The organism is Tepidisphaeraceae bacterium, assembly GCA_035998445.1.
Classification (GTDB): domain Bacteria; phylum Planctomycetota; class Phycisphaerae; order Tepidisphaerales; family Tepidisphaeraceae; genus DASYHQ01.
Window position 1 is genome coordinate 472,074 of record DASYHQ010000018.1, and the last position, 21,915, is coordinate 493,988.

General features: G+C 63.3%; 19 protein-coding genes. 17 read left to right on the top strand and 2 right to left on the bottom strand.

Annotated elements, in window-relative coordinates; genetic code table 11:
- The first annotated feature begins 64 nt into the window (after positions 1–64).
- From VGN72_08690 to VGN72_08720, 7 genes are all read left to right on the top strand, one after another.
- Positions 65–499, top strand: coding sequence for a GatB/YqeY domain-containing protein (locus tag VGN72_08690; protein HEV7299424.1), 435 nt, complete (start codon positions 65–67; stop codon positions 497–499).
- A gap of 243 nt (positions 500–742) precedes the next feature.
- Entirely contained in the window at positions 743–1,231 is a 489-nt protein-coding gene (gene bcp / locus VGN72_08695; GenBank protein ID HEV7299425.1) for a thioredoxin-dependent thiol peroxidase, read from the top strand.
- Positions 1,232–1,350: 119 nt separating this feature from the next.
- Positions 1,351–1,629 (top strand): DUF2934 domain-containing protein, encoded by a 279-nt coding sequence (locus VGN72_08700; protein HEV7299426.1) that lies wholly within the window; start codon positions 1,351–1,353, stop codon positions 1,627–1,629.
- Positions 1,630–2,182: 553 nt separating this feature from the next.
- Positions 2,183–2,698 (top strand): gamma-glutamylcyclotransferase family protein, encoded by a 516-nt coding sequence (locus VGN72_08705; GenBank protein HEV7299427.1) that lies wholly within the window; start codon positions 2,183–2,185, stop codon positions 2,696–2,698.
- A gap of 169 nt (positions 2,699–2,867) precedes the next feature.
- The gene (locus VGN72_08710) at positions 2,868–3,077 is read left to right on the top strand and encodes a hypothetical protein (protein ID HEV7299428.1); all 210 of its coding nucleotides are present in this window, start codon (positions 2,868–2,870) and stop codon (positions 3,075–3,077) included.
- Positions 3,078–3,335: 258 nt separating this feature from the next.
- Positions 3,336–4,343, top strand: coding sequence for a hypothetical protein (locus VGN72_08715; GenBank protein ID HEV7299429.1), 1,008 nt, complete (start codon positions 3,336–3,338; stop codon positions 4,341–4,343).
- Positions 4,344–4,466: 123 nt separating this feature from the next.
- Positions 4,467–5,087, top strand: coding sequence for a hypothetical protein (locus VGN72_08720; GenBank protein HEV7299430.1), 621 nt, complete (start codon positions 4,467–4,469; stop codon positions 5,085–5,087).
- Between the two features lie 182 nt (positions 5,088–5,269).
- Here the strand turns inward: VGN72_08720 and VGN72_08725 are convergent, their stop codons facing one another.
- Positions 5,270–6,076 carry a class I SAM-dependent methyltransferase gene (locus VGN72_08725; protein ID HEV7299431.1) on the bottom strand — a complete coding sequence of 269 codons (807 nt, stop codon included), beginning with the start codon at positions 6,074–6,076 and terminating at the stop codon, positions 5,270–5,272.
- 249 nt (positions 6,077–6,325) lie between these two features.
- Between VGN72_08725 and VGN72_08730 the strand changes: the two genes are divergently transcribed.
- The 5 genes from VGN72_08730 (at position 6,326) to VGN72_08750 (ending at position 17,165) form a co-directional block, all read left to right on the top strand.
- Complete coding sequence (locus VGN72_08730; protein ID HEV7299432.1) at positions 6,326–6,934, top strand: FUN14 domain-containing protein; 609 nt, start codon at positions 6,326–6,328, stop codon at positions 6,932–6,934.
- A 565-nt stretch (positions 6,935–7,499) separates the two neighbouring features.
- Positions 7,500–12,071, top strand: a complete 4,572-nt coding sequence (gene gltB, locus VGN72_08735) for a glutamate synthase large subunit (protein HEV7299433.1) — start codon at positions 7,500–7,502, stop codon at positions 12,069–12,071.
- 669 nt (positions 12,072–12,740) lie between these two features.
- Positions 12,741–14,318 carry a 2,3-bisphosphoglycerate-independent phosphoglycerate mutase gene (gene gpmI / locus VGN72_08740; protein ID HEV7299434.1) on the top strand — a complete coding sequence of 526 codons (1,578 nt, stop codon included), beginning with the start codon at positions 12,741–12,743 and terminating at the stop codon, positions 14,316–14,318.
- Between the two features lie 959 nt (positions 14,319–15,277).
- Complete coding sequence (locus tag VGN72_08745) at positions 15,278–16,090, top strand: superoxide dismutase (GenBank protein ID HEV7299435.1); 813 nt, start codon at positions 15,278–15,280, stop codon at positions 16,088–16,090.
- A gap of 226 nt (positions 16,091–16,316) precedes the next feature.
- On the top strand, positions 16,317–17,165 hold the full coding sequence (locus tag VGN72_08750; protein HEV7299436.1) for an FRG domain-containing protein: 849 nt from the start codon (positions 16,317–16,319) through the stop codon (positions 17,163–17,165).
- Between the two features lie 626 nt (positions 17,166–17,791).
- Here VGN72_08750 and VGN72_08755 read toward each other — a convergent pair.
- A complete protein-coding gene (locus tag VGN72_08755; GenBank protein HEV7299437.1) occupies positions 17,792–17,968 on the bottom strand; it encodes a hypothetical protein in 177 nt (58 codons plus the stop codon).
- A 191-nt stretch (positions 17,969–18,159) separates the two neighbouring features.
- Here VGN72_08755 and VGN72_08760 point away from each other — a divergent pair, with 191 nt between their 5' ends.
- The 5 genes from VGN72_08760 to VGN72_08780 all read left to right on the top strand — a co-directional run bounded on the left by VGN72_08760 (position 18,160) and on the right by VGN72_08780 (position 21,815).
- A complete protein-coding gene (locus VGN72_08760) occupies positions 18,160–18,420 on the top strand; it encodes a ferredoxin family protein (protein HEV7299438.1) in 261 nt (86 codons plus the stop codon).
- A gap of 40 nt (positions 18,421–18,460) precedes the next feature.
- A complete protein-coding gene (locus VGN72_08765; GenBank protein HEV7299439.1) occupies positions 18,461–18,712 on the top strand; it encodes a YHS domain-containing protein in 252 nt (83 codons plus the stop codon).
- Between the two features lie 131 nt (positions 18,713–18,843).
- A complete protein-coding gene (locus tag VGN72_08770; protein ID HEV7299440.1) occupies positions 18,844–19,125 on the top strand; it encodes a metal-sensitive transcriptional regulator in 282 nt (93 codons plus the stop codon).
- A 59-nt stretch (positions 19,126–19,184) separates the two neighbouring features.
- On the top strand, positions 19,185–19,391 hold the full coding sequence (locus VGN72_08775) for a heavy-metal-associated domain-containing protein (protein HEV7299441.1): 207 nt from the start codon (positions 19,185–19,187) through the stop codon (positions 19,389–19,391).
- A gap of 48 nt (positions 19,392–19,439) precedes the next feature.
- On the top strand, positions 19,440–21,815 hold the full coding sequence (locus VGN72_08780) for a heavy metal translocating P-type ATPase (protein HEV7299442.1): 2,376 nt from the start codon (positions 19,440–19,442) through the stop codon (positions 21,813–21,815).
- The last annotated feature ends 100 nt before the right edge of the window (positions 21,816–21,915 follow it).

The following is a 21,915-nucleotide window of genomic DNA, read 5'->3' on the forward strand; positions in this document are numbered from 1 at the left end:
CTACGATAGTCGCAGCACAGCGCTATCGCCAATCACCGCCATTTACATGGACGCCGGAGGACAAATGGACCTGCTCGCCAAGCTAACCGAAGACATGAAGGCCGCGATGAAGTCGGGGCAGAAGGACCGGTTGTCGGTCATTCGTATGCTTCTCGCGGACGTCAAGATCATCGACCTCTCCCCCAAGCCGATCACGCCCGAGCAGGCCGTAGAAGCATACGCCAAGAAGCTGCGCAAGAGCAAGGACGAGTACGAAAAGATCGGCCGGACCGAAGAGGCCGCCAAAATCGCTACAGAAATCACCGTAGTCGAGGAATACCTGCCCAAGCGAGCCGACGCCGCCCAAACCGAACAGCTGGTCGACACCTTCCTGGCCGCCAATAGCTTCACCGAAAAGCAGGTCGGCCAGGCGATGGGCGCGTTCATGAAGCAGCACGGCACCGCGGTTGACCCGGAAATTGTCAACCCGATCATCCGGCAGAAACTGGCCGGCAAGTGAATCCCTCCGGCCCCTCTCCCGGTACTCCGGGGGAGGCTGGGTGGGGGTGATTCGAATGGGCAAGGCCCCAAACCCGAACGACCAATCAATGACCAAGCCCCAATGCCAAACAAATGACCAATTCCCAATGACCCATGAAGGCCGCGGCATCCGCTTGGTCATTGGGCATTGGAATTTTGTTGGTCATTGGGGCTTGGTCATTTGATCGATTACAGTCGCACCTTCAACACGGAGCTACCAACAATGTCCGAATCCAACCTCCCCACCGTCGGTTCGAAAGCTCCAGATTTCACGACATCCTCCAGCACCGGCAAGCCGATCTCCCTCTCCGATTACGCCGGCAAGCAGGCGGTCGTGTTGTATTTTTACCCCCGTGCCGACACCCCCGGCTGCACGAAGGAGGCCTGCGGGTTCCGCGATGCGCTGGCGGACTACGACAAGGCGAAGATCGCCGTCTTCGGCATCAGCCCCGATCCGGAAAAGGACGTGACGAAGTTCGCCGAGAAGTTCCACCTGAACTTCCCCCTGCTGGCGGACGAAGATCACGCCATCACTGAAAAGTACGGCGTGTGGGGCGAGAAGAGCATGTACGGCAAGAAGTACATGGGCGCCAACCGCACCACCTTCGTCATCGATAAGGCCGGCAACATCGCCCACGTCTTCGAGAGGGTGAAGCCCGAAGGGCACGATCAGGAAGTGCTGACCTGGCTGAAGGAACATCTTTCGATCTAAATCCTGCTTTTTCGTTTGCTATTGTCTCGATTTGCGGGCGAGCTTTCGTATAGTGGTGCGGTCCGGGTGTCATGCCCGTCTTAAACGCAAACGAACAGACCGAATCAGGAGTCATCATCATGGCCAAGAAAGAACCCGCAAAGAAGCCCGCCGCCGCCGCCAAGGCCGCCCCCAAGAGCACCAAGGCCAGCACGACGACCGTGCGCAACACGGCCGTCCCCAAGGCCCCCAAGGCCAAGTCCGCCGTCGCCGTCGCCGCCAGCACCACCGCTGCCACGATCGCGCCGACGTACGACCAGATCTGCAAGCGCGCCTACGAGCTCTACACCGCCGGCACCCCCGGCACCGAAGCCGACCACTGGTTCCAGGCCGAGCGCGAGCTGAGCCAGGGCGTGTAAGACGCCTCGTCCAGCGACAGTTGTAATCCTGAGAGGGTGTAAAGAAGATTGCCGCGTCCGCTCCGACCGTGGCATGGGCGTCTCGCCCATGCATGTCGCGAGGCCAGAAGACTGGATTAACGTCTGCGGCCTGGTCGGCGCAGCGGCCCACAAATGTCGCATTCCGTGCCAGTCCACAAGCATGGGCGAGACGCCCATGCCACGGTAAAGGCGAGCGAGAGTGTGCTCTCCCACACCCTTTCAGGATGACAATCGAGCTTGGGGCGAGCGTCCTACAAAGTTAGCAGCGCGTTCAGGGGAATCACCCATACCGCTTCCTTGTTGAACGGCGGATCGTTTCGCCGATGTCTACCGCATGGCCGGCGCAGGTGAACCTGCGGTTGTGGTCGCGATGCGCCACCCGTGGCCGGCCATGGAGCCTTCGCGTCCACCGGGTCACCGGTGACCGTCCGCCTCACGGTTGTGCCCGCTTCCTTTGCGTTCTCGGCCGATTTCGGGAGAATGCCTCTGCCCGACCCCGACGACCGCGTCGCAGATCGGGCCAAACGCGCTGATGTGGTACTTCGCCTACGGGTCCAACCTCAATAGCCGAGCCGTCGCGGAGTGGTGCCGACATTTCGGGTACCGTCCGCCGTCGCTTAAGCCCGGCCGGCCGGCGGTCCTGGACAACTACCGCCTCAGCTTCCCCATCTACAGCGACTACTACGGTGGCGGCATCGCCGACATCGTCTACGACCCCGGCAAGTACGTCGCCGGCGCCGTCTTCGAGATCACCGACGCCGACGCCAAAATCCTCGACCAGAAGATCGACCGCCGCCTCGAAGGCGACCGCGAGGTCGGCCTCTACCAGCGCATCGAGATCAAGGTCGCCCTCCTCGGCAAGCCTGACAAGATCACCGCCATGACCTACCAGGGCGTGAGCGTCGAACGCTACCACATCCCGCCGACCAAGCATTACATGGACCTGGTCATCCAAGGGGCTTATGGGTTTGGCTTATCGATGATGTGGATCGCGTATTTGCAGAGCTTCAGCACCCAGGTGGGACGAAAGCCCAGACCGCCTGTGTAGGCGCAAGTCAGCAAAACTGCCGTCCCGGCCATTCGTCGAAGCGAAGACGTGGGCTGAAGTTCACCTTACGGGATTGGCACGTCGGGCGCTGTCCGTGGTGAACCCATGCAAGTTCCGTATGATGCGAACAGAGGTTCGTTTCTTCGGGTGAATCAGGATCAGGAGCCGCATGAAGTACTTAGCGATCACGTTGCTTGGATTTGGTTTAGTAGCCTTGTTCGCGTTCTACCTTGGGGCGATCAAGGGCGAGATCAAGTGGGACGCCGACAAGCCGCTCACCGGCCAGCAAGCCCGCACGGTCGGCATCATCAGCCTCATCGTGGGCCTCATCATGATCGCGGCTGGCGGTTTCCTGGCGATGCGCGTTCTTGGCGCATAAGTTTGTACTTTTGCACACCGCTGCCGGAGGCACCGCCCGTCAATCCGCGGGCCACCGGCGACTGTTGCACTCGATCTGACACCTCCCTCCAAAACCGCCGCGCCGCGGCGTCAAATTCCCTTACAAGCCCTTCCGGCGCCCACGGCCAAACGTCTGCGGCATTGAAGTTATGGCCCGTCGCCTCAGGGTAGATCACCCATTAGAATCGCCTCGGCGGGACGTGCGGGACGTCCGATCCAAGTCGAAGGGAGCGACGTGATGAGCGCGGGCAAGAAGGAACGCGACCGGATCAAGCGGCGGACGAAGCAGCAGCAGTTGCGCAAGGCGCGCCAGCGCAGCCCGCTGGACGGGCTGCGGCCGGGCGAGGGGACGCTGCGGATGTACATGCAGAAGGATTGGAAGCCGTACCGACAGGCCTCGATCTTCGCGGTGCGCGAGGTGAAGGGAAGACGGATCACCGTCGGCTTCCTCGTCGACCAGGGCGTGGCCGGGCTGAAGGACGCCTGGATGATGACCGACGTGACGACGGCCGAGTTCAACGACATCCTGCGGCAGGCGGGCGAGATCACGCCCATCGGCCCGTGCGACCCCGACGCCGCCCGCGCGTTGATCGCCGGCGCGATCCGCTTCGCGACGCAGTACGGGTTTCGCCTGCCGGCCAACCTGGACAAGGCACTGAAGGTGATCGACGGCGTCGGCGACTGGCGGCAGGCGGACGTGTCCGAGTTCGTTCCCGAGTTCGCCGGATCGATGCGCGACCTGCGGGCACGCTGCATCGGTGAGTCGCCCGAGTCGTTCCTGTCGCGCGACGACGTGACGTTCATCATCGACAACGCCGCCCCGAGCCTGATCGACGAGGAAGCGGAGTACGCCGACGACGCCGACGAGCTGGACGCGGTGAAAGAGATGGTCAAAGCGATGCGGGCGATGAACGACGCGATGGTCGCCTCGGTCGAGCGGTGGTGCGACGAGACCGGCCAGACGCCCCACCCGCAACTGGCCGACGCGGTGAACCTGAAGTTGATGGCGGCGTTCGACCAACTTCGGCAAATGCCCCCACCGGCGGAGGAGGAAGCGTTCGATCCCGACGCCATCCCGTTTCCCGACCCCACTCCCGCGCTCGAGCGAGAGCTAATGAACATCGCCGAACCCGAGCGCCCGGCCCTGCGCGCGGCGCTCGAGCAAATCCGCCAATTCAACGAGGCGAACCCCGAGCCTTTCGACATGGACGGGGACGGGGAAACGGCCCCGTGGGATCGGAACTGAAAGTGCTTTCAAGAAACAACCGTGCCACCGGCGGCTTGCCTGCCCGTGTCCTCGTGATGCAGAGACTTGCACGGGTGGCGCACGGATGGTGGCGCCCGCCAAGGAAACAAGAGCGAGTTAACCATGCGACTATCGAAGATTCTTCTTGCCGCCATCGTCGGCGCTATCTCAGTGGTTCCGCAACAGCTGGCGGTCGCGCAGGCGCCGACGTCGCAACCAACGACGTCCGCCGTCGTGTACGAGACGCCCGAAGCGGTCGTTCTTGCCGCTCGGAATGCGAATAAGACGGGCGACCACGTGGCCGAGATCGATTGCTATAGTCCGGCAGGTCACGCGGCCATCGCCCGGGTGCTCATGTGGATGATCGCGTCGCCGCCGACGACGCAGTCGGCCACGCAACCGATCAACCCCGACCGAGCGGCGTTCGAGGCAAGGCATGGCCTTGATCGCCGGGCACAGAAGCCGGGCGAATCGCGTGACGACTTCGCCAAGCGCCTCGTGGATGAACTCCCCGACAAGCGCGCGTTCCTGCTCGACTTCATGACTAAACAGCCCCCCCGCCGCCGCCCGACCAGTCAGCCCGCCGGACCGCTGCAACTGCAGGACGTGACGATCGACCCTTCCGGCACCACCGCCACCGCAAAGCTGGTCCGCAAGGGCCGCGACGGGTCGACGATGTCGCAGGAGGTCAAGTTCGAGAAGATCGACGGCTCCTGGCGCATCGCAACGATGATGATGTACTGAACCCGCTGGGTGCCATAGGCGGTGCGCCGCCCGTGTCCCCGTGGCACGGGTTTTCAACCCGTGTCTTCGCTGCAGAACACGGGATGCAAACCCGTGCCACTTCAAACTGACCCACTACCGGCAGCCGAGTGCCACGGGCGGTACGCCGCCCGTGTCTTCGATCTGAGCTCGGAACACGGCGGTCACCCCACCCGCTTCGCCACCACCTGCAGATGCCCCGCCCTCGCGGCGGACGCGGGATCTTTCGCCAACGTCGCCTCCAGCTTTAACAGCCGTTCCACGGCGTTCTCGGCTTGCAGTAAAAACTTATTGGAACGCACCGGGATGATCGGCTTTCCCGCGACCGTGATCACCTCGAACCCGGCGTGCTCGAAGAGTTTGCGCAAACTCGTCGGCGTGAACATTGTCAGTTCGAAGCGTTCTTCCTTGGCGGCCGTCAGCCAGCGGGTTTTGCCGGTTTGGATGAAGTCTTCCAACGCAGTCAGGTTGCCGCGTTCGACGAAGTGGTCGACGGCGGCGAGCTTGCTGTCGGCGGTGGCGATGACGTGGCCGCCGGGGGCGCAGATGCGGAACATCTCGCGGGCGGCGCGGACGGGGTCGGTGCAGATGGACAGGGGGTCGCCCATCGCCAGGGTCAGGCCGAAGGTGTCGCTGGGCAGCTCTGGCATGTCGACGATGTCGGCGACGGCGAGGGTGGCCTTCTTCGCCCGCGCGGGGGGCATGTCGGCCAGCTTCAGGCGCGTCTGCTCGATCATGGCGGCGGCGTGGTCGGCGAAGGTGGTGGCGTAGCCGCTCTTCAACAGCTTCAGGCCCCACTTGCCGGTGCCACAGCCTAGGTCGCAGCACTGGGTGGCGAGGTCGCGCGGCAGATAGGGTTTGACCATCCGCCAGGTCAGCTCATCGTGGAACGCCCAGTAGGGGTCGTCGTAAATCGCGTCGTACTGCCGGGCGACGCGGTCGTGGTATTTGCGGGAGGGATCGCGGGCCATAGTAGCTGTCGGTTGTACGGGGAAGGGATGGGAGATGACAAGGTGAGGGGGTGTCTTACGTTCTCTGGGCCATTGAATCTTAAAATGAAATCCCAAGCCCCAATGACCAACAAATGACCAAGCACCAAATCCCAATCGGAAATGCGTGCTCGGTGTCTGCCTTTGTGGGCTCGGTGTCCTCTGTGGTTCAATCGCTTTGATTCACTGAACCCGCCTGCATCGATAGGATACCGCCCAACAGGAGAGACCATGACCGACGAGGGCAGCGTTCAACGGCACAAACTATCGCACGCGGTCGCGGAGCTGCCGTCGTGGAAGAAACGCCTGCTGGCGCTGGCGATGATGGCGGCGTTGATCGGCGGTGGCGCGCAACTGGCGACGATGTTTACGGCCACGCAGCGGTCGGTCACCGAGACGCCGCCGCCGGCGCGGGTGGAGGCGTCGGAGCGGATGCCAGATGGGGCGTCGGGGTTTCTGAATGGGCAGCCGAGTTCGGGCTCACGAACAGAAGTTGTTCACACTGTCGACATCGACGAGGTTGAACTGTCCCACACCGAACGCATCGCGGGCTGGATGTTCCGCGTGGGCTTAGCGGTGTTCGTGGGCGTGATCGTGGGGACGGTCTTCCGCATGTTCATCAAGACGATGGCCGCGTTGGCGGCGATCATCGTGACGGCGATCGTGGTGCTGTCGTACTTCAAGGTGATCAACGTCGACTTCACCACGATGAAGGACAACTACGACTCGGTCGCGGGGTGGGCGCAATCGCAGGCGGTGAAACTAAAGGACCTCGTGCTGGCCGCCCTGCCATCGACGACGTCGGCGGCGATTGGGTTTTTCCTGGGGTTCAAGCGGTGAGGTGCACGGGATAACGGGACGGAGTTCCATCCGGTCCCTCTCGCGGTACGCCGGGAGAGGCTAGGTGAGGGTGATTTCGATCTGCCGACGACACTCGGAGGGACGAATCACCCTCACCTAACCTCTCCCATGAGTATGTGGGAGAGGGGACAGGAGGAGTCACTCCCCCTCCCTCTCCCGTCCTCCGCGTCTCCGCGGTTCATCCGCCTCCCCCTGCCCGCATTGTTCAGTTCGAATGGAATTGCATTGATTCCAACCCCGCCACCTTTATAATTTGCCTCCATTCCCTCGCGGGTGAAGGTGGGTGAAGCGCCATCGTTATCCGTAAGTGAACGGCACACGAACGCGTCCCAAGAGCGCAAAATGGCCCTGAACCAGCCAGGCTCCACCGGGACGCTATGATTCCGACAGCGATAAATCTCACCCGCCGCGGGGTGAGACCAAGCGATGTGGACCTTCCGGGCTGACTTTCGGAAGCACCGGTGGGTGCGCCATCGCCCGGTGATCCTCGTAAGTTTTACCCCACCGCCAGCGCGTAAGTCCGCGTGTGGCGTGGAGATGCAACATGAGCAACGCAAACGAGCAGCAGTGGTTGAGCGACCTGTCGGCCTGGCAACAGCGGGTGCAGACGGGTGAACTGATGTACGACGACGCCGTCGGTCACGACGCGTGCGGCATCGGTGGCATCGCGGCCAAAGACGGCAAACCCACGCGCCTCATCATCGAACAAGCCCTCGAAGCCCTCGTCTCGCTCGAACACCGTGGCGGCATCTTTGGGGAAAGCGGCGACGGCGCGGGCATCCTGCTCCAAATCCCACGCAAGCTGTTCGATCGCGAGATAGGGAAGCTCAGCAAGGTGTCGCTAAAGGCGGACGACAAGCTCGTCGTCGGTACGTTCTTCGTGCCGTTCGAGCCCAAGAACCTGATGACCGAGCTGAAGGCGTTCGTCGCCAGCGAGATGCGCGACGCCCCCGTCGAGCTGCTCTGCTGGCGCGAGGTGCCGACCCAGCCGGACAAGATCGGCCCTGAAAGCCGCGCCAGCATGCCGCAGATCTGGCAGCTGTTCCTGAAGGCCAACATCGCCGACAGCGATCTGGAATACTGGACCTACCGGTTCCGCATTCGGCTGGAGAAGGGCTTCCTCGACCGCAAGTGGACGGGCGTGTACATCCCCAGCCTTAGCCATCACATGGTCTCCTACAAGGGCCTGCTGACCAACCCGCAGCTGATCGCGTTCTACGACGATCTGCGCGACCCGGAGTTGGAAACGGGCATGTGCATCTTCCATCGCCGGTTCAGCACGAACACGTTTCCGAACTGGGCGCTGGCGCAGCCGTTTCGCATGCTGGCGCACAACGGTGAGATCAACACGGTTTCCGGCAACCGGCAGGCGGTGCGGGCGTTTGCGCCGCAGATCATTCCGGACATTGATCGTGAACACGCCCTGGCCGCCGGCATGAGCGACAGCGCGTCGCTCGACCAATGGCTGGAACACCTGGTGCGCCACGATCATTCCGCGCTGCGCGCCTTGCGCATCAGCGTTCCGCCCAGTTGGAACAGCGAACCGGAAAAGTGGGACAAGGGCGCCCACGACTTGTTCACTTACTACACCCGCGCCTATGGCACCCTGTGCGCCTGGGACGGCCCCGCCGGCCTGATGAGCACCGACGGCCGGTATCTGATCGCCGGCGTCGACCGCATGGGCCTGCGCCCGGTGCGCTGGTCGATCGACACGAAGGGCAATTTGTTCGTGTCGAGCGAATCGGGCACGTTCGGGCACAAGCCCAACGAGATCGTGCTGCAGGGCCAGCTTCAGCCAGGCGAGATGATCGCGCTGGACACAAAGACCGGCGAGTTCATCGACTCCAAGGCGTTCGTCGCCAAGGTGGTCGAAGAGGCCGAGGCCGAGCTGGGCCCCATCGACGAGTTGAACGCCAGCCAGATCCTCGTCCCCACGGCCTTCGGTTACAGCGAAATCGCCAGCGCCCACTCGGGCGATCTGGAGGAAAAGAGCGGCCTGGAACTGAACCAGCTGCTGATCGCGCACGGCTGGGACCTGGACCGCGTGCAGTTCGTGAAGGACATGGCCCAGCACGGTAAGGAGCCTCTTGGCTCCATGGGCTTCGACCGCGTGCTGTCGGTGCTGTCGAACGAACATTTGACGCTGTTCAAGTACTTCCAGCAGATCTTCGCGGAAGTCACCAACCCGCCGATCGACCCGTACCGCGAAGGCGCCGCGATGGACCTGACGGCCTACATCGGTCGTCGGCCGCGCCGTCGCAGCGAAAAGAACACGCTGCCCCCCCGGCAGGCGGAGCTGAGCATCCCGGTCCTAACCGATGCGCAGGTCGACGAGTTGATGCAGATGGAAGTGCTCGGCCCGGCGGTGGTGCCGGCGGTGTACGACCTGAACAAGGGCGTCGAAGGCTTCAAGGCCGCGGTGGAAGAGTTGAAGAGTCGCGTCGAGCAGGCCGTGAAGGCCGGCAACAGCGTGATCTTCCTGAGCGACCGCACCGCCTTCATCGAGAGCGCCGATGGCTCCGTTCCCGCCCCCCTGCCCGCGATCATCGCGCTGGCGGTGGCCGATGGGCACCTGAAGAAGCTGGCGCTGCGCGACCGCTGTTCGCTGGTCGTGCAGTCGGGCGAGGTGCAGGAGGGCCACGACGTCTGCGTGCTGCTCGGCTTCGGCGCCGATGCGGTCCATCCGTACAACATCCTGCGCCTGGCGTACGAGGGCGTGATCTACCGCGACAAGGAACTGAAGCAGGACGTCAACATCACGCCCGAAGAGGCGGTGGAGAACGTCTACCATGCCCTCGACGACATCCTGAAGAAGGTGTACTCGAAGATGGGCATCACCACGACCAACGGCTACCGCGACGCGCGGCTGTTCGAGGCCGTGGGCCTTGGCGCCGACATCGCCGAGCTGATCGGCCCGGTCGTCACCCGCATGGGTGGCATCGGCATCGCCGAGCTGATCGAGGACAACAAGGACCGCTGGAAGCGTGCGACCGAACTGCGCGAGCTGCGCAAGAGCATGGACTATCGGATGTTCAACCCGATCGTCCGCAAGGCCATGCAGGCGGCGTACGAGACGGGCTCGCAGGACAAGTTCGAGAAGTTCGCCGACCTGGTCAACAGCCGCCCCGCCACGCTGCCGCGCGATCTGATGCGCGTGCGCTTCGACGAGGCCGCGCAGTTGATCGGCCCCGAACTGCAACCGACCGAGGTGGAAAGCGCCGCCGAGATCATCTCCAAGCGCTTCCGCGGCGCCGCGATGAGCCACGGCGCCCTCACCCGCGAGGCCGTCGAGTGCATCGCCATCGCGATGAACGAGCTGAACGCCCGCAGCAACAGCGGTGAGGGTGGCGAGGACCGCAGCCGTAACAAGGGTGGTGAGAAGGTCCACGCGCGCAGCCCCACCCGGCAGATCGCTTCGGGTCGGTTCGGTGTGGATAGCGAGTACCTCGTGAACGCCGACGAGATCCAGATCAAGATCGCTCAGGGCGCCAAGCCCGGTGAGGGTGGTCAGTTGATGGGCAAGAAGGTGACGGTCGAGATCGCCAAGAACCGGCACGCCAAGCCGGGAACGGACCTCATCTCACCGCCGCCCCACCACGACATCTACTCGATCGAGGATCTGGCGCAGCTGATCTACGACGTGAAGTCGATCAAGCCGAGCCTAGAGGTGTCGGTGAAGCTGGTGGCCGTCCACAACATCGGCACGATCGCCGTGGGCGTGGCCAAGGCCGGCGCCGACATCATCGAGATCGATGGCATGTCCGGCGGCACCGGCGCGGCGCTGGCATCCTCGAAGGAACACACTGGTCTGCCCGTCGAAATGGGTCTGGTGGAAGTCCACCAGGCGCTGACGATCAACGGCATGCGGCACGCGGTGAAGCTGGCGGTGGGCGGTGGCAACAAGACCGGGTTGGACATCATTCGCATGGCCATCATGGGTGGCGAGATGTTCGTGTTCGGTCAGACGCTGATGGTGGCCGAGGGGTGCGTGATGTGCCGCACCTGCCACATCCCACGCTGCCCGACGGGCGTCGCCGGCTATCAGGGCCCATTCAAGGGTGAGGTTGAGCACGTTAAGAACTACCTCATTCAGGTCGCGACGGACGCCAACAAGCTGCTGGCCAAGCTGGGCGCCAAGCGGCTGGACGACATCGTCGGCCGGACCGAACTGCTGTCGAAGATCGACAAGCCCGGCCGCGCCGGGAAGCTCGACTTCAGCCGCATGCTCGTCAACATGCCCAAGAGCCAGGCTCCGAGCTGGGGCCATACGGGTGAGATCGCCCGGCGAACCGTGCAGATGAAGACCGAGAGCCTTAACGCCAAGCTGGCCGTCGCGTGCGGCGACGCGATCGAGACGGGCAAGGACCTTCAGCTGTCGTTCGCGATCACCAATTACGACCGCTCGGTCGGCGCCCGCATCGCCGGCATGATCGCAGAGCGATGGAAGCTGGAAGGCATGCCCAATGCCGGTCTAATCAGCCTGAAGTTCCGCGGTCACGCCGGGCAGAGCTTTGGCGTCTGGACGATGACCGGCATGGAACTGACGCTGATCGGCACCGCGCAGGACGGTGTCGGCAAGGGCCAGTGCGGCGGCATCATCGTCGTCCGCCCTGATCCCGATTCCGCGTTCGACCGCGAGTGGTCGAGCGTGGTCGGCAACAACGTCTGCTTCGGCGCCACGGGTGGCCGCTGCTACATCGGTGGCCGGGCCGGTCAACGATTGGGCATCCGCAACAGTGGCGCGACGATCGTCGCCGAGGGCGCGGGCAAGTACGCCTGCGAGTACATGACCGAGGGCCGCGTGGTCATCCTGGGCCGCACCGACAACGAGATCGGTTCCGGCATGACCGGTGGCGAGGCGATCCTGTACGACCCCGAGGACAACGCCCCCCGCCGGGTGCACAGCAAGAGCGTGTCGTTCACGTCGATGACCTACCAGGACTTCCAGTGGCTGCGCCCGCTGCTTGGCGAGTACGCGACGATGACCGACAGCGAACGAGCCAAGCAGATCCTGGCCAACTGGAGCGAGTGCCGCCGGCACTTCAAGAAGCTGATCCCGATCGCTGAAGCGCGCAAGCTGGAAAGCTTCGTGACCAGCGGGGCGAACGCGGGGTAAGTTTTTAGGGCTGACCGAAGAGAGAGAGAACCACGAAGGCACGAAGACACGAAGCGGGCCACGAAGGAGATCGATTAGTCGATTTGCCTTCGTGGCCTGCGTGTTTTCAGCAATTCAACCTCACCATGCTCTTCCCGTAGCATGGGCGTCCCGCCCATGGCCCGTCAGCAGGATGAGAATCAAGATGAGTTGCCGGGGGCTTCATCTCGTTCACTGCTCTAACACCGCCTTCCGCTTCGGCCGCACCCATGGGCGAGACGCCCATGCTACGGGAAGCGCGGACGCGACGAATCGCGACGGGTGTTGCGCCAGACCGACGTTGATCGCGCAGCGCGAGCGTAGAAGTGGATAGTGTGCTCTTTGACAACCGAATAGCTGACGTGCGAGCCGTCGTGGATCGTCATCGCCATCACCCGATGGTGCACAATGGTGCATAATGGTGCACGAACTCGCGTTTTGCCTTACCCAGACCGCCGCAAGGAGAACGCCGGCCACTCTTCTTCGCGGTTTTTCGCCCTCCTTCGCGACTTCGCGTTCTCTTCCACGTCGCACATTGCGCGAGGAGAGATCCGTCCGCGTACCTCAAGCCACCAATGGTGAAACCCCCACCCGTCCCGTAGAATCCGGCCGCGCGAAACCGAAAGATCGAACAGCGAAAGGACCGACATCGTGACCGTACCCGCCAAGCGCCCGCTCGTGTTTATCGTTCGTGATGGCTGGGGGATGAACCCCGACCCCACGCGCAACGTGACGAATGCCGTCCATCTGGCAAACCACCCCGTGCACGACCGCATGCTGGCCGAGTACCCGCACGCATTGGTCGCCACCAGCGGGTTCGACGTGGGCCTGCCCGAAGGCACGATGGGCAACAGCGAGGTGGGGCACCAGAACATCGGCGCGGGGCGCATCGTGGATCAGGAATCGGTGCGCATCACCAAGCAGGTCCGCAACGGCGAGTTCCTCAGCAACCCGCAGATGAACGCGGCCGTCGACAACGCGCTGGCCAGCAACAGCGATCTGCACATCTTCGGCATCGTCAGCGACGCCGGTGTCCATGGGCTGCTGGAACACCTCTACGGCGTGCTGCGGCTCTGCAAGTCGCGCGGGCTGGAACGCGTCTACCTCCACGCCTTCACCGATGGTCGTGATACACCGCCGAACAAGGGCCTGGAGTTCATCCGGCAGACCGAAGTGGCGATGAGCGAGATCGGCGTCGGCCGGATTGCCTCGGTCAGTGGTCGCTATTACGCGATGGACCGCGACAACCGCTGGCCACGCGTCGAGACCGCCTACCGCGCCATCGCGTTCGCCGACGCGCCGAAGTACCCGTCGGCCACCGCGGTCGTGCAGGATTACTACGCCAACCCCACCGCCAGCAACATGACCGGCGACGAGTTCGTCACGCCGTCGGTCGTCGTCGACGCCAATGGTAAACCCCTGGCAACCGTGAAGGACGGCGACAGCGTCGTCTTCTACAACTACCGTGGCGACCGCCCGCGCGAGTTGACCAAGGCCTTCGTCCTTGAAAATTTCGACGGCTTCGACCGTGGCCCGAAACTGCGCCTGCACTTCGTCACCATGACGGCGTACGAGACTGGCCTGCCCGTCCACGTCGCCTACGCCAAGCCGCCGAAGATGACCAACATCCTCGGCGAGTACATCAGCAACCTGGGCCTGCGGCAGTTCCGCTGCGCCGAGACCGAGAAGTTCCCGCACGTCACGTTCTTCTTCAACGACTACCGCGAGTCGCCGTTCCCGGGCGAGGACCGCCAGATCGTGCCGTCGCCCACCGTCAGCACGTACGACCAGATGCCCGAGATGAGCGCCTACGGCATTGCCGACGAAACGGTCCGGCGGATCGAGTCGGGCCTGTACGACCTGCTGGTGGTGAACTTTGCCAACTGTGACATGGTCGGCCACACGGGTGTGCTGCCGGCCGCGGTGCGGGCGGTGGAACACACCGACCTCGTCGTCGGCCGATTGCTGGAGGCCGTGCAGCGCGTCGGTGGCGTTGCGATCGTCGGCGCCGACCACGGCAACGCCGAGCAGATGGCCGACCCCGAGACCGGCCTGCCCCACACCGCCCACACGACCTTCCCGGTCGAATACTTCCTGATCGACGACCGCCTGAAGGGCATGCGGATGACCGAAGGCGGCCGTCTTGCCGACCTGGCCCCCACCGCGCTGGAGATGATGGGCCTGCCCATCCCCGCGGAGATGACCGGGCGGTCGCTGATCAGCCGATAGCCGCTGCTGCTGGACAACTTCGCCTACGAAACCAGCCGGCCGGCCGCGCGTTCAAGCGTGGCCGGCCGATCTCGTTCATTCGTTCTGGCATCTTCGAGAAGACGAAATCCCAAGCCCAAATGACGAACCAATGACCAAGCACCAGATTGCAATCGGAAGGACTTGCCGCTCTGCGTCTGCCTCTGTGTTCTCAGTGTCCTCTGTGGTTCAACCTCTTCTTCGCGCCACCTTTCGCGACTCCATCGCGCTCTTCGCTTCTAACGCTTCTGTCTTATGCATTGGATACGGGGGGAGAACGGGGGGAGAGACAGGCAGGAATGCCTGTCCTACAGAAGAGGACCAACCGACTCGGAGCGACATCGCTCCGAAAAATCTCGCGACACCCATTGAATTCAACAGGCGCTTTGTCGTACGTTCGCATCAGGCGCGCATCGCAACGCATCGCGCGACCCCATCGAACGTCGCTCGCGAAATCAGGTGTTTTCGCTTTGGCCGCATCGCAAGTCACGCGAAACGTGTCACAGTCATTTCGAAAAACGCACTCACAACGAAAAAATTTAATTGACTGTAAAATTAGCGCCACGTAGATTTGACGATCAGGAAAGGAGGTGACGTTTAACCATGGCAATGAAGAAGACCGCTAAGAAGGCCACGAAGAAGGCGACCAAGAAGACGACGAAGAAGACTACGAAGAAGAAGTAGTCCTTCGCGGAGGGCCCAACCGGTCCTCCTGCTGGAGCGCGTGGCACTTAGAAGTCTCCGGCGTCTTTCAGGTTTAATCGAACCCGTCACCCTTAACCGTTTTGGACCCGGCTCCAACTTGGGTCACGAAACAACAGAAGCCTTCCGCCTGCCACGGCGGAAGGTTTCTTTTTTTTGCCTACTAATTCTGCGAATCGCCCTCCCACTCGATTTCCATCCTGTGATACTGTCGCCGTACCTAATCGAAAGGAACTGCGATGATCGAGAACGTACCCACCCGACGCGACGTACTGACCAAGGCCGTCCCCGCACTGGCGCTGGCCGGCATCATGGCAAATGCCTCCGGCGTGCTGGCCCAGGCCGATGGTCAGGCTGGCGGCGCTCCGGAAGTCGACGTGCCGCGCGGCGGATCACCCATCGCCAACGCCATCGGCGCCGGCTACAAGGACGGCAAGTACACCCTGCCGCCACTCCCGTACCCGTACGAGGCGCTCGAGCCGCACATCGATCGCCAGACGATGCAGCTGCACCACGACGCGCACCACCAGGGTTACGTCGACGGCTTGAACAAGGCCCTGGCCTCGGTAGCAGAACTGCAGGCGGGTGGCGATGTGGATACGGCCAAGCTGGAAGGACTGCAGCGCAACGTCAGCTTCAACGCCGGTGGGCATATCCTGCACACCGTCTTCTGGGCGACCATGGCCCCCAACACCGGTGGCGACCCCGCCGCCGGATCGGCGATTGCCGACGCGATCAACAAGCAGTTCGGTTCGATCCAGGCCTTCAAGAGCTATTACTCCAGCGTCGCTGGTGGCGTGAAGGGCAGTGGCTGGGCGATCCTGGCCTACGAACCGGTCGGCGACACGCTCGTCGTCACCCAGTCGGGCGATCAGGACCTGCGCATGGTTCCCGGCGCCGCTCCCCTGCTGCCGTTGGACGTGTGGGAACACGCCTATTACCTGAAGTATCAGAACAAGCGTGCCGACTACATCAAGGCGTGGTGGAACGTGGTCAACTGGCCCGCAGTGGACGCCGCGTACGTCGCGACGAGGAAGATGTACGGAAGATAGGCAGGGTCCGAGCGGCTGAAGGCGGTGGCGAAATCGCTGACGGTCTCGGCGATAATGCCCATCATCGACCCTCGTCATCCTGAGGTATTGCGAAGGATCTCTGCTGTCTCCGTGGAAGACGAAGAGATCCTTCGGAGTACCTCAGGATGACGAGTACGCTTGGGGCGCGTTCTTCGTATTGGCCCGAGTTTGGTCCTTGGCCCACACCGCGCATCGAAGGTTACCCATGGACGAGATCGTCGTTCAATCGTGGGCGGAACTGCACGATCGTCTGTTCGCCGACGCGTGGCGCGAGCCGTTGGGTCGGTTTCGATCCAGCCTTGCGTTCCGGGGTCGGCAGGACGTCAGGGAATCGCTGCGCACCGGCTTGGTGCGCCTGGGATCGCAGGCGCCAAAGCAGGAGTTGCACATCATCCGCAACTTCCGCAAGTACGCCCACCGCGACGCCTCGGTCAACGATTTGATCTGGAACTGGCTGTCGCTCGGCCAGCATCATGGGTTGCCCACGCGATTGCTCGACTGGACGTTCTCGCCCTACGTCGCGCTTCACTTTGCGACGGAGAACCTGGAACTGTTCGACCGTGACGGCTGCGTGTGGTGCGTGGACTACATCAAGGCCCACACGCTGCTGCCACCGGCACTAAAGGATCTGCTGTCGCACGAGGGGTCGGACGTCTTCACGACCGAGATGCTGCACCGCGCCGCCCCCACGCTCGGCGACTTCGACGGCTTGGCCGACCCCAGCAACCCGTTCGTCTGCTTCTTCGAGCCCCCCAGCCTCGATGACCGCATCGTCAACCAGTTTGCGATGTTCAGCGTGCTGTCGAACCCCACCTACTTGCTGCAGGACTGGCTGGCAAACCGCCCGGAACTCGGCTTTCGGCTGGTGATCCCGAAGGAATTGAAGTGGGAGGTTCGCGACAAGCTCGACCAAGCGAACATCACCGAACGTGTGCTGTTCCCGGGCCTCGATGGCCTAAGCCGGTGGCTGAAACGGTATTACACCCCACGGCATGCCGCCGAGAACCTCGATCCCGCGCTGGCCGAGAACGGCACGGCGTCACCAAAGATGTAATCCGGCTTTGTACCCAGCGAGAGACGAGGAAGTTAACTCGTCATCCTGAGAGAGTGTTTAGGAACACCGTCGGGCTCGCTCGTCACCGCTCCATGGGCGTCCCGCCCATGGAGCCGCGGTACCCCGCGATGTCGGACCGTACTCGGCCCGAGCTAACGAGCGCAAGCGATCTGCTCCTCGGGCTTTTCAGCAATTTCTTCGCTGACGCGATTGCTGATTCGGATGGCGTACCATCCGACGTGTCGGCGTACCGACACCATGGGCTCTGGCGCCCATGCTACGAGAAGCGCAGGCCCTTCCGTCTTAATAAACACCCTCTGAGGTACTCCGAAGGACCTCTTCGTCTTGCGCGATGTCGTACGGCGCAATGCGCCGGATCGCTCTGAAGACTTGCTGAAGGCGGACCGCATCCGCTCGGCCCGTGGCATGGGCGTCTCGCCCATGATCGTGGGCGGCAGGAAGACAAGATTTGCAACAGTGACTCGGTCGGCGCGCCAGCCCACAAATTACATTCTGCATTCCAGTCCACGCGCATGGGCGAGGCGCCCATGCCGCGGGAAGGCAGTCGCGACCTTATTGCTTAACACCTTTCGAGCTGACGATCCTTCCAGACGCGCGGCACCCCTTCACTTCCCAGTCGAGTCCTTCGTCTTATCCCCCGCCTCCGGGGCATTGCGAACGTCGTCCTTGGCTCCGCCCCCGGTCGGCGTACCCCGGCGGGCGTTGCGATCCTCGGTTTCGCCGGCCTCCGGGGCGCGGGTGACCGTATCCTTCTTGTCGTCCGATGCGTTGTTCTGTGCCATTTGAAGCTCCTTTGCCTGCACTGTAGTGGCGACCGCTGGCCGGTGGGAACCCCCGATCTTGCCTGATCGTCGCGATCGTTTACCCGGTACGGACCACCCGCGTTCGGGCGAAACAATCTCCTATTGCCGCCATCCCGAACCCCCCTATAATCGTGCGCGACAGCCGACCTGTAAGGAGAATCGTTTTCATCATGGCCCACATCATTGCCCAGCCCTGCATTGGCACGAAGGACACCGCCTGCGTCGCGGTCTGCCCGGTCGATTGCATCCACCCTACGAAGGACAGCCCGAACTTCGAGGCGGCCGACATGCTTTACATCGACCCCGACGTCTGCATCGACTGCGGCCTGTGCGTCGACGAATGCCCCGTGCAGGCGATCTTCCCCCAGGAAGACCTCCCGGCCGAGTGGGCCGAGTTCATCGAGAAGAACGCGGCGTACTTCAAGAAGTGATCGCCAACCACTCGCCTCCAGTTCAATACCCAGGAACCGTATGAAAATGATGATTCCCGCGTTCGCGATGACCCTGCTGCTTTCGGTGACCGCCCTGACGTTCGCCGAGGACAAGCCCGCCACCCAACCGGCGGCTGCGCCGGTCAACAAGTTCTGCCCGATCCAGACCGAAAACCCGGTCGACCCCGACGTGACCACCGACTGGAACGGTAAGAAGGTCGCCTTCTGCTGCGCCGGCTGCATCGACGAGTTCAAGAAAGACCCGGAAAAGTACGCCGAGAAGATGAAGTAACCTCAGCGGTACAACTCGAAAGCAAACGGAACCCGATGGCCCCACCGGCCATCGGGTTCTTCGTTTATCCATGGAATCGGTTTGACCTTATACCCCCCGGGGGTATAATGATGATGTAGATGGAGGCCGCAATGAAGACGACATCCCGATCCTCGGTTGAAAAGCGATTGAACCGTATCGCCGGCCAAGTGGCCGGGCTGCAGAAGATGGTCGCCGAGGATCGTTACTGCATGGATGTGCTCACCCAACTGGCGGCCATCCGATCGGCGTTGGATGCGATGGGCGTAGAATTGCTGGCCAACCATCTCGAGACGTGCGTGGCGGGCTGTGCCGGTGCGCATCCGGAGTCGAAGAAGCGCACCCCCGAAGAACTGTCGGCCGAGGTGCGGCAGTTGCTCATCCGCTTCTTATAAGCGCTTTCGTTCAACGGCGAGATCCTCTCGCCCTTCCTTCGATTAGAAAGGACATCCCCATGACCAAGACCTTCACCACCCCCGGCATGAACTGCGGCAAGTGCGCCGCTCGCATCACGACCGCCCTCACCACCAAGCCCGGCGTTGCCGAGGTGAAGACCGACGTGCCGACCAAGCAGGTCCACGTCACCTTCAGTGAGCGCGAGATCTCCACCGGTCAGATCGCTACGGCACTGGCCGAGGCAGGCTACCCAGCCAACGAGTAGCAGCCGACGATTGAAGGCGCGACGTTTCGTTCTCGAAGGATCGTCACCATGAGTTCCCAAAGCACGCTCGCCCCAACGGAACCCCAGAGCGCTGACGCCGACGTTTGCGAGATCGGCATCGCGGTTAACGGAATGGACTGCGCCAGCTGTGTGTCGCACGTGCAGCACGCGATCGACAAGGTGCCGGGCGTGCGATCTGCGAACGTGAACCTCGCCCGTGGTCGGGCGGCGGTTTCCTACGACCCCAAGCTGACCGACGCGTCGAACATCGCCGATGCCATCACGAAGTCCGGCTATTCCGCGACGCCGGAAGACCCCGCGTCCGACGCCGCCCAGGCTGAGCACGAGCGGTTGGAACGGCAGGCCCACCACGCCAGTGGCTGGCGCCGCCGGGCAATCGTCGGCACGCTGCTCTGGCTCCCGGTCGAAGCGACGCACATGGCAATGTACTTTTGGCCCGCGGATCCTCATGCGGCCCACCGCGGTGGCGCGCCGGCGCACCTGTGGCTGGAGTACGTCGCCGCCATCACCAGCACGATCGCGATCACCTACGTGGGGTCCAGCTTCTTCCGCAGCGCCTGGGGCGCTCTGAAACGGCGCACGAGCAACATGGACACGCTCATCAGCATGGGCGCGTCGGTCGCGTACGTCTACAGCATGGTCAGCCTCATCGGCTACCTCAGTGGCGCGTTCGGTACGCTGCCGCACCTGTACTTCGTCGAAGCGACCGGTCTGCTGGCCCTCATCAGCCTCGGCCACTGGCTGGAGGCCCGCGCCCGGCAGTCGGCCGGCAGTTCGATTCGCGAACTGCTCGATCTGGCGCCGGCCAAGGCGCTGAAGCTTGTGGACCTTCAACCCGTGGAGGTAGCCGTCGCCGACCTGTCCATCGGCGACCACGTCCTCGTTCGCCCTGGCGACAAGGTGCCGATCGACGGCGTCGTAACCGCTGGCCGGGCGAGCGTGGACGAATCGATGCTGACGGGTGAGCCGTTACCGGTCGCCCGTGCCGTTGGCGATAAAGTCATCGGCGGCACGGTCAACCGCGACGGTCGGCTGACCGTACGCGTCACCCAGATTGGTTCGCAGACGGCGCTGGCGCAGATCGTGAAGCTCGTCGAGCACGCGCAGTCCAGCAAGCCCCCCGTGCAGCACCTGGCCGACCGCATCAGCGCGATCTTCGTGCCGAGCGTGCTGGTGATCGCGCTGATCACCGGAGTCGGCTGGTACGTTTACGGCACGGTGCAGGGCCATGAATCGGCCGTCCTTTGGGCGAACCTTGCCAAGGCGGTCTGCAGCGTGCTGATCATTGCCTGCCCCTGTGCTCTCGGGCTCGCGGTGCCGGCGGCACTGATGGTCGGCACCGGCATGGGCGCCAAGCGCGGCATTCTCGTGCGCGACATCGACGGCCTGCAAGCCGCTGAGAAGCTCGACGTGGTCGTGCTGGACAAGACTGGCACCGTCACCGCCGGCCGCCCGGCGGTGAGCGAAATCCTAGGGGCTGGTGGCGCCTCGGCAGATGACGTTCTGCGATACGCCGCCGCCGCCGAGCAGTTCAGCGCCCATCCCGTTGCCACCGCGATCGTGGAAGCCGCCAAGGCGCGCAAGTTGACCATCGCCGAGCCCACCGATTTTGCCAGCGAGCCTGGCGCCGGTGTGACGGCGACGCTGGACGGCCAGTGTCTGTTCGTCGGGTCCGCAGCATTGCTCGAATCGCACGGCATCGCGCTCCCTCCCGCCGCCGGGAACGACCCGCGCACGATCGTGCACGTCGGCGTGCAGGATGCGCGCGCCACGACCGGCCGCCACGTCGGCACCATTTTGATCGTCGACCCCGTGAAGCCCGACAGCATCGCCGCCATTAGTGCGTTGCACGCGATGGGGCTGCGGACCGTTATGCTCACCGGCGACAACGAGGCCACCGCCCGCGCGATCGCGCAGCAGGCCGGCATCGACACCGTTCATGCCAACGTCAAACCCGCCGGCAAAGCCGCGCAGATCGCCCTGCTTCAAAATCCGAACTCCGCAATCCGCACTCCGAAATCTCAAAAGGTCGCCATGGTCGGCGACGGCATCAACGACGCCGGCGCGCTCGCCGCGGCCGACCTCGGCATCGCGATCGGCACCGGGTCGGACATCGCCAAAGAAGCCGGCGATATCGTGCTGGTCAGTGGCAGTTTGCGCGGTGTTGCGCAGGCGGTGCGACTGTCGCGCGCCACGATGCGCACGATCCGCCAGAACCTGTTCCTGGCCTTCATCTACAACGTGCTGGCGATCCCGTTGGCGGCGTTCGGCTTCCTGAACCCGTTGATCGCTGCTGGCGCCATGGCGCTGTCGGACGTGACGGTGATCGGCAACGCGTTATGGTTACGTAGGGCCAAGATCGACGAGGATGCAGCGCCGTCGGCTCCATCGAGTAAAGCGTGATGACCGATAGTGGGAATCGAAGACCGTGCCGCTAAGGCGGCAAGGCCGGTGCTGGCGCGGGAGCGAGCGCGGACGACACGATCAAGGATTTAACGACCGT

Excerpts from the sequence above, each read along its gene's own strand:
- VGN72_08690 (HEV7299424.1), top strand. The coding sequence starts at position 65 with ATGGACCTGCTCGCCAAGCTAACCGAAGACATGAAGGCCGCGATGAAG.
- bcp (HEV7299425.1), top strand. The coding sequence starts at position 743 with ATGTCCGAATCCAACCTCCCCACCGTCGGTTCGAAAGCTCCAGATTTC.
- VGN72_08700 (HEV7299426.1), top strand. The coding sequence starts at position 1,351 with ATGGCCAAGAAAGAACCCGCAAAGAAGCCCGCCGCCGCCGCCAAGGCC.
- VGN72_08705 (HEV7299427.1), top strand. The coding sequence starts at position 2,183 with ATGTGGTACTTCGCCTACGGGTCCAACCTCAATAGCCGAGCCGTCGCG.
- VGN72_08710 (HEV7299428.1), top strand. The coding sequence starts at position 2,868 with ATGAAGTACTTAGCGATCACGTTGCTTGGATTTGGTTTAGTAGCCTTG.
- VGN72_08715 (HEV7299429.1), top strand. The coding sequence starts at position 3,336 with ATGAGCGCGGGCAAGAAGGAACGCGACCGGATCAAGCGGCGGACGAAG.
- VGN72_08720 (HEV7299430.1), top strand. The coding sequence starts at position 4,467 with ATGCGACTATCGAAGATTCTTCTTGCCGCCATCGTCGGCGCTATCTCA.
- VGN72_08725 (HEV7299431.1), bottom strand. The coding sequence starts at position 6,076 with ATGGCCCGCGATCCCTCCCGCAAATACCACGACCGCGTCGCCCGGCAG.
- VGN72_08730 (HEV7299432.1), top strand. The coding sequence starts at position 6,326 with ATGACCGACGAGGGCAGCGTTCAACGGCACAAACTATCGCACGCGGTC.
- gltB (HEV7299433.1), top strand. The coding sequence starts at position 7,500 with ATGAGCAACGCAAACGAGCAGCAGTGGTTGAGCGACCTGTCGGCCTGG.
- VGN72_08745 (HEV7299435.1), top strand. The coding sequence starts at position 15,278 with ATGATCGAGAACGTACCCACCCGACGCGACGTACTGACCAAGGCCGTC.
- VGN72_08750 (HEV7299436.1), top strand. The coding sequence starts at position 16,317 with ATGGACGAGATCGTCGTTCAATCGTGGGCGGAACTGCACGATCGTCTG.
- VGN72_08755 (HEV7299437.1), bottom strand. The coding sequence starts at position 17,968 with ATGGCACAGAACAACGCATCGGACGACAAGAAGGATACGGTCACCCGC.
- VGN72_08760 (HEV7299438.1), top strand. The coding sequence starts at position 18,160 with ATGGCCCACATCATTGCCCAGCCCTGCATTGGCACGAAGGACACCGCC.
- VGN72_08765 (HEV7299439.1), top strand. The coding sequence starts at position 18,461 with ATGAAAATGATGATTCCCGCGTTCGCGATGACCCTGCTGCTTTCGGTG.
- VGN72_08770 (HEV7299440.1), top strand. The coding sequence starts at position 18,844 with ATGAAGACGACATCCCGATCCTCGGTTGAAAAGCGATTGAACCGTATC.
- VGN72_08775 (HEV7299441.1), top strand. The coding sequence starts at position 19,185 with ATGACCAAGACCTTCACCACCCCCGGCATGAACTGCGGCAAGTGCGCC.
- VGN72_08780 (HEV7299442.1), top strand. The coding sequence starts at position 19,440 with ATGAGTTCCCAAAGCACGCTCGCCCCAACGGAACCCCAGAGCGCTGAC.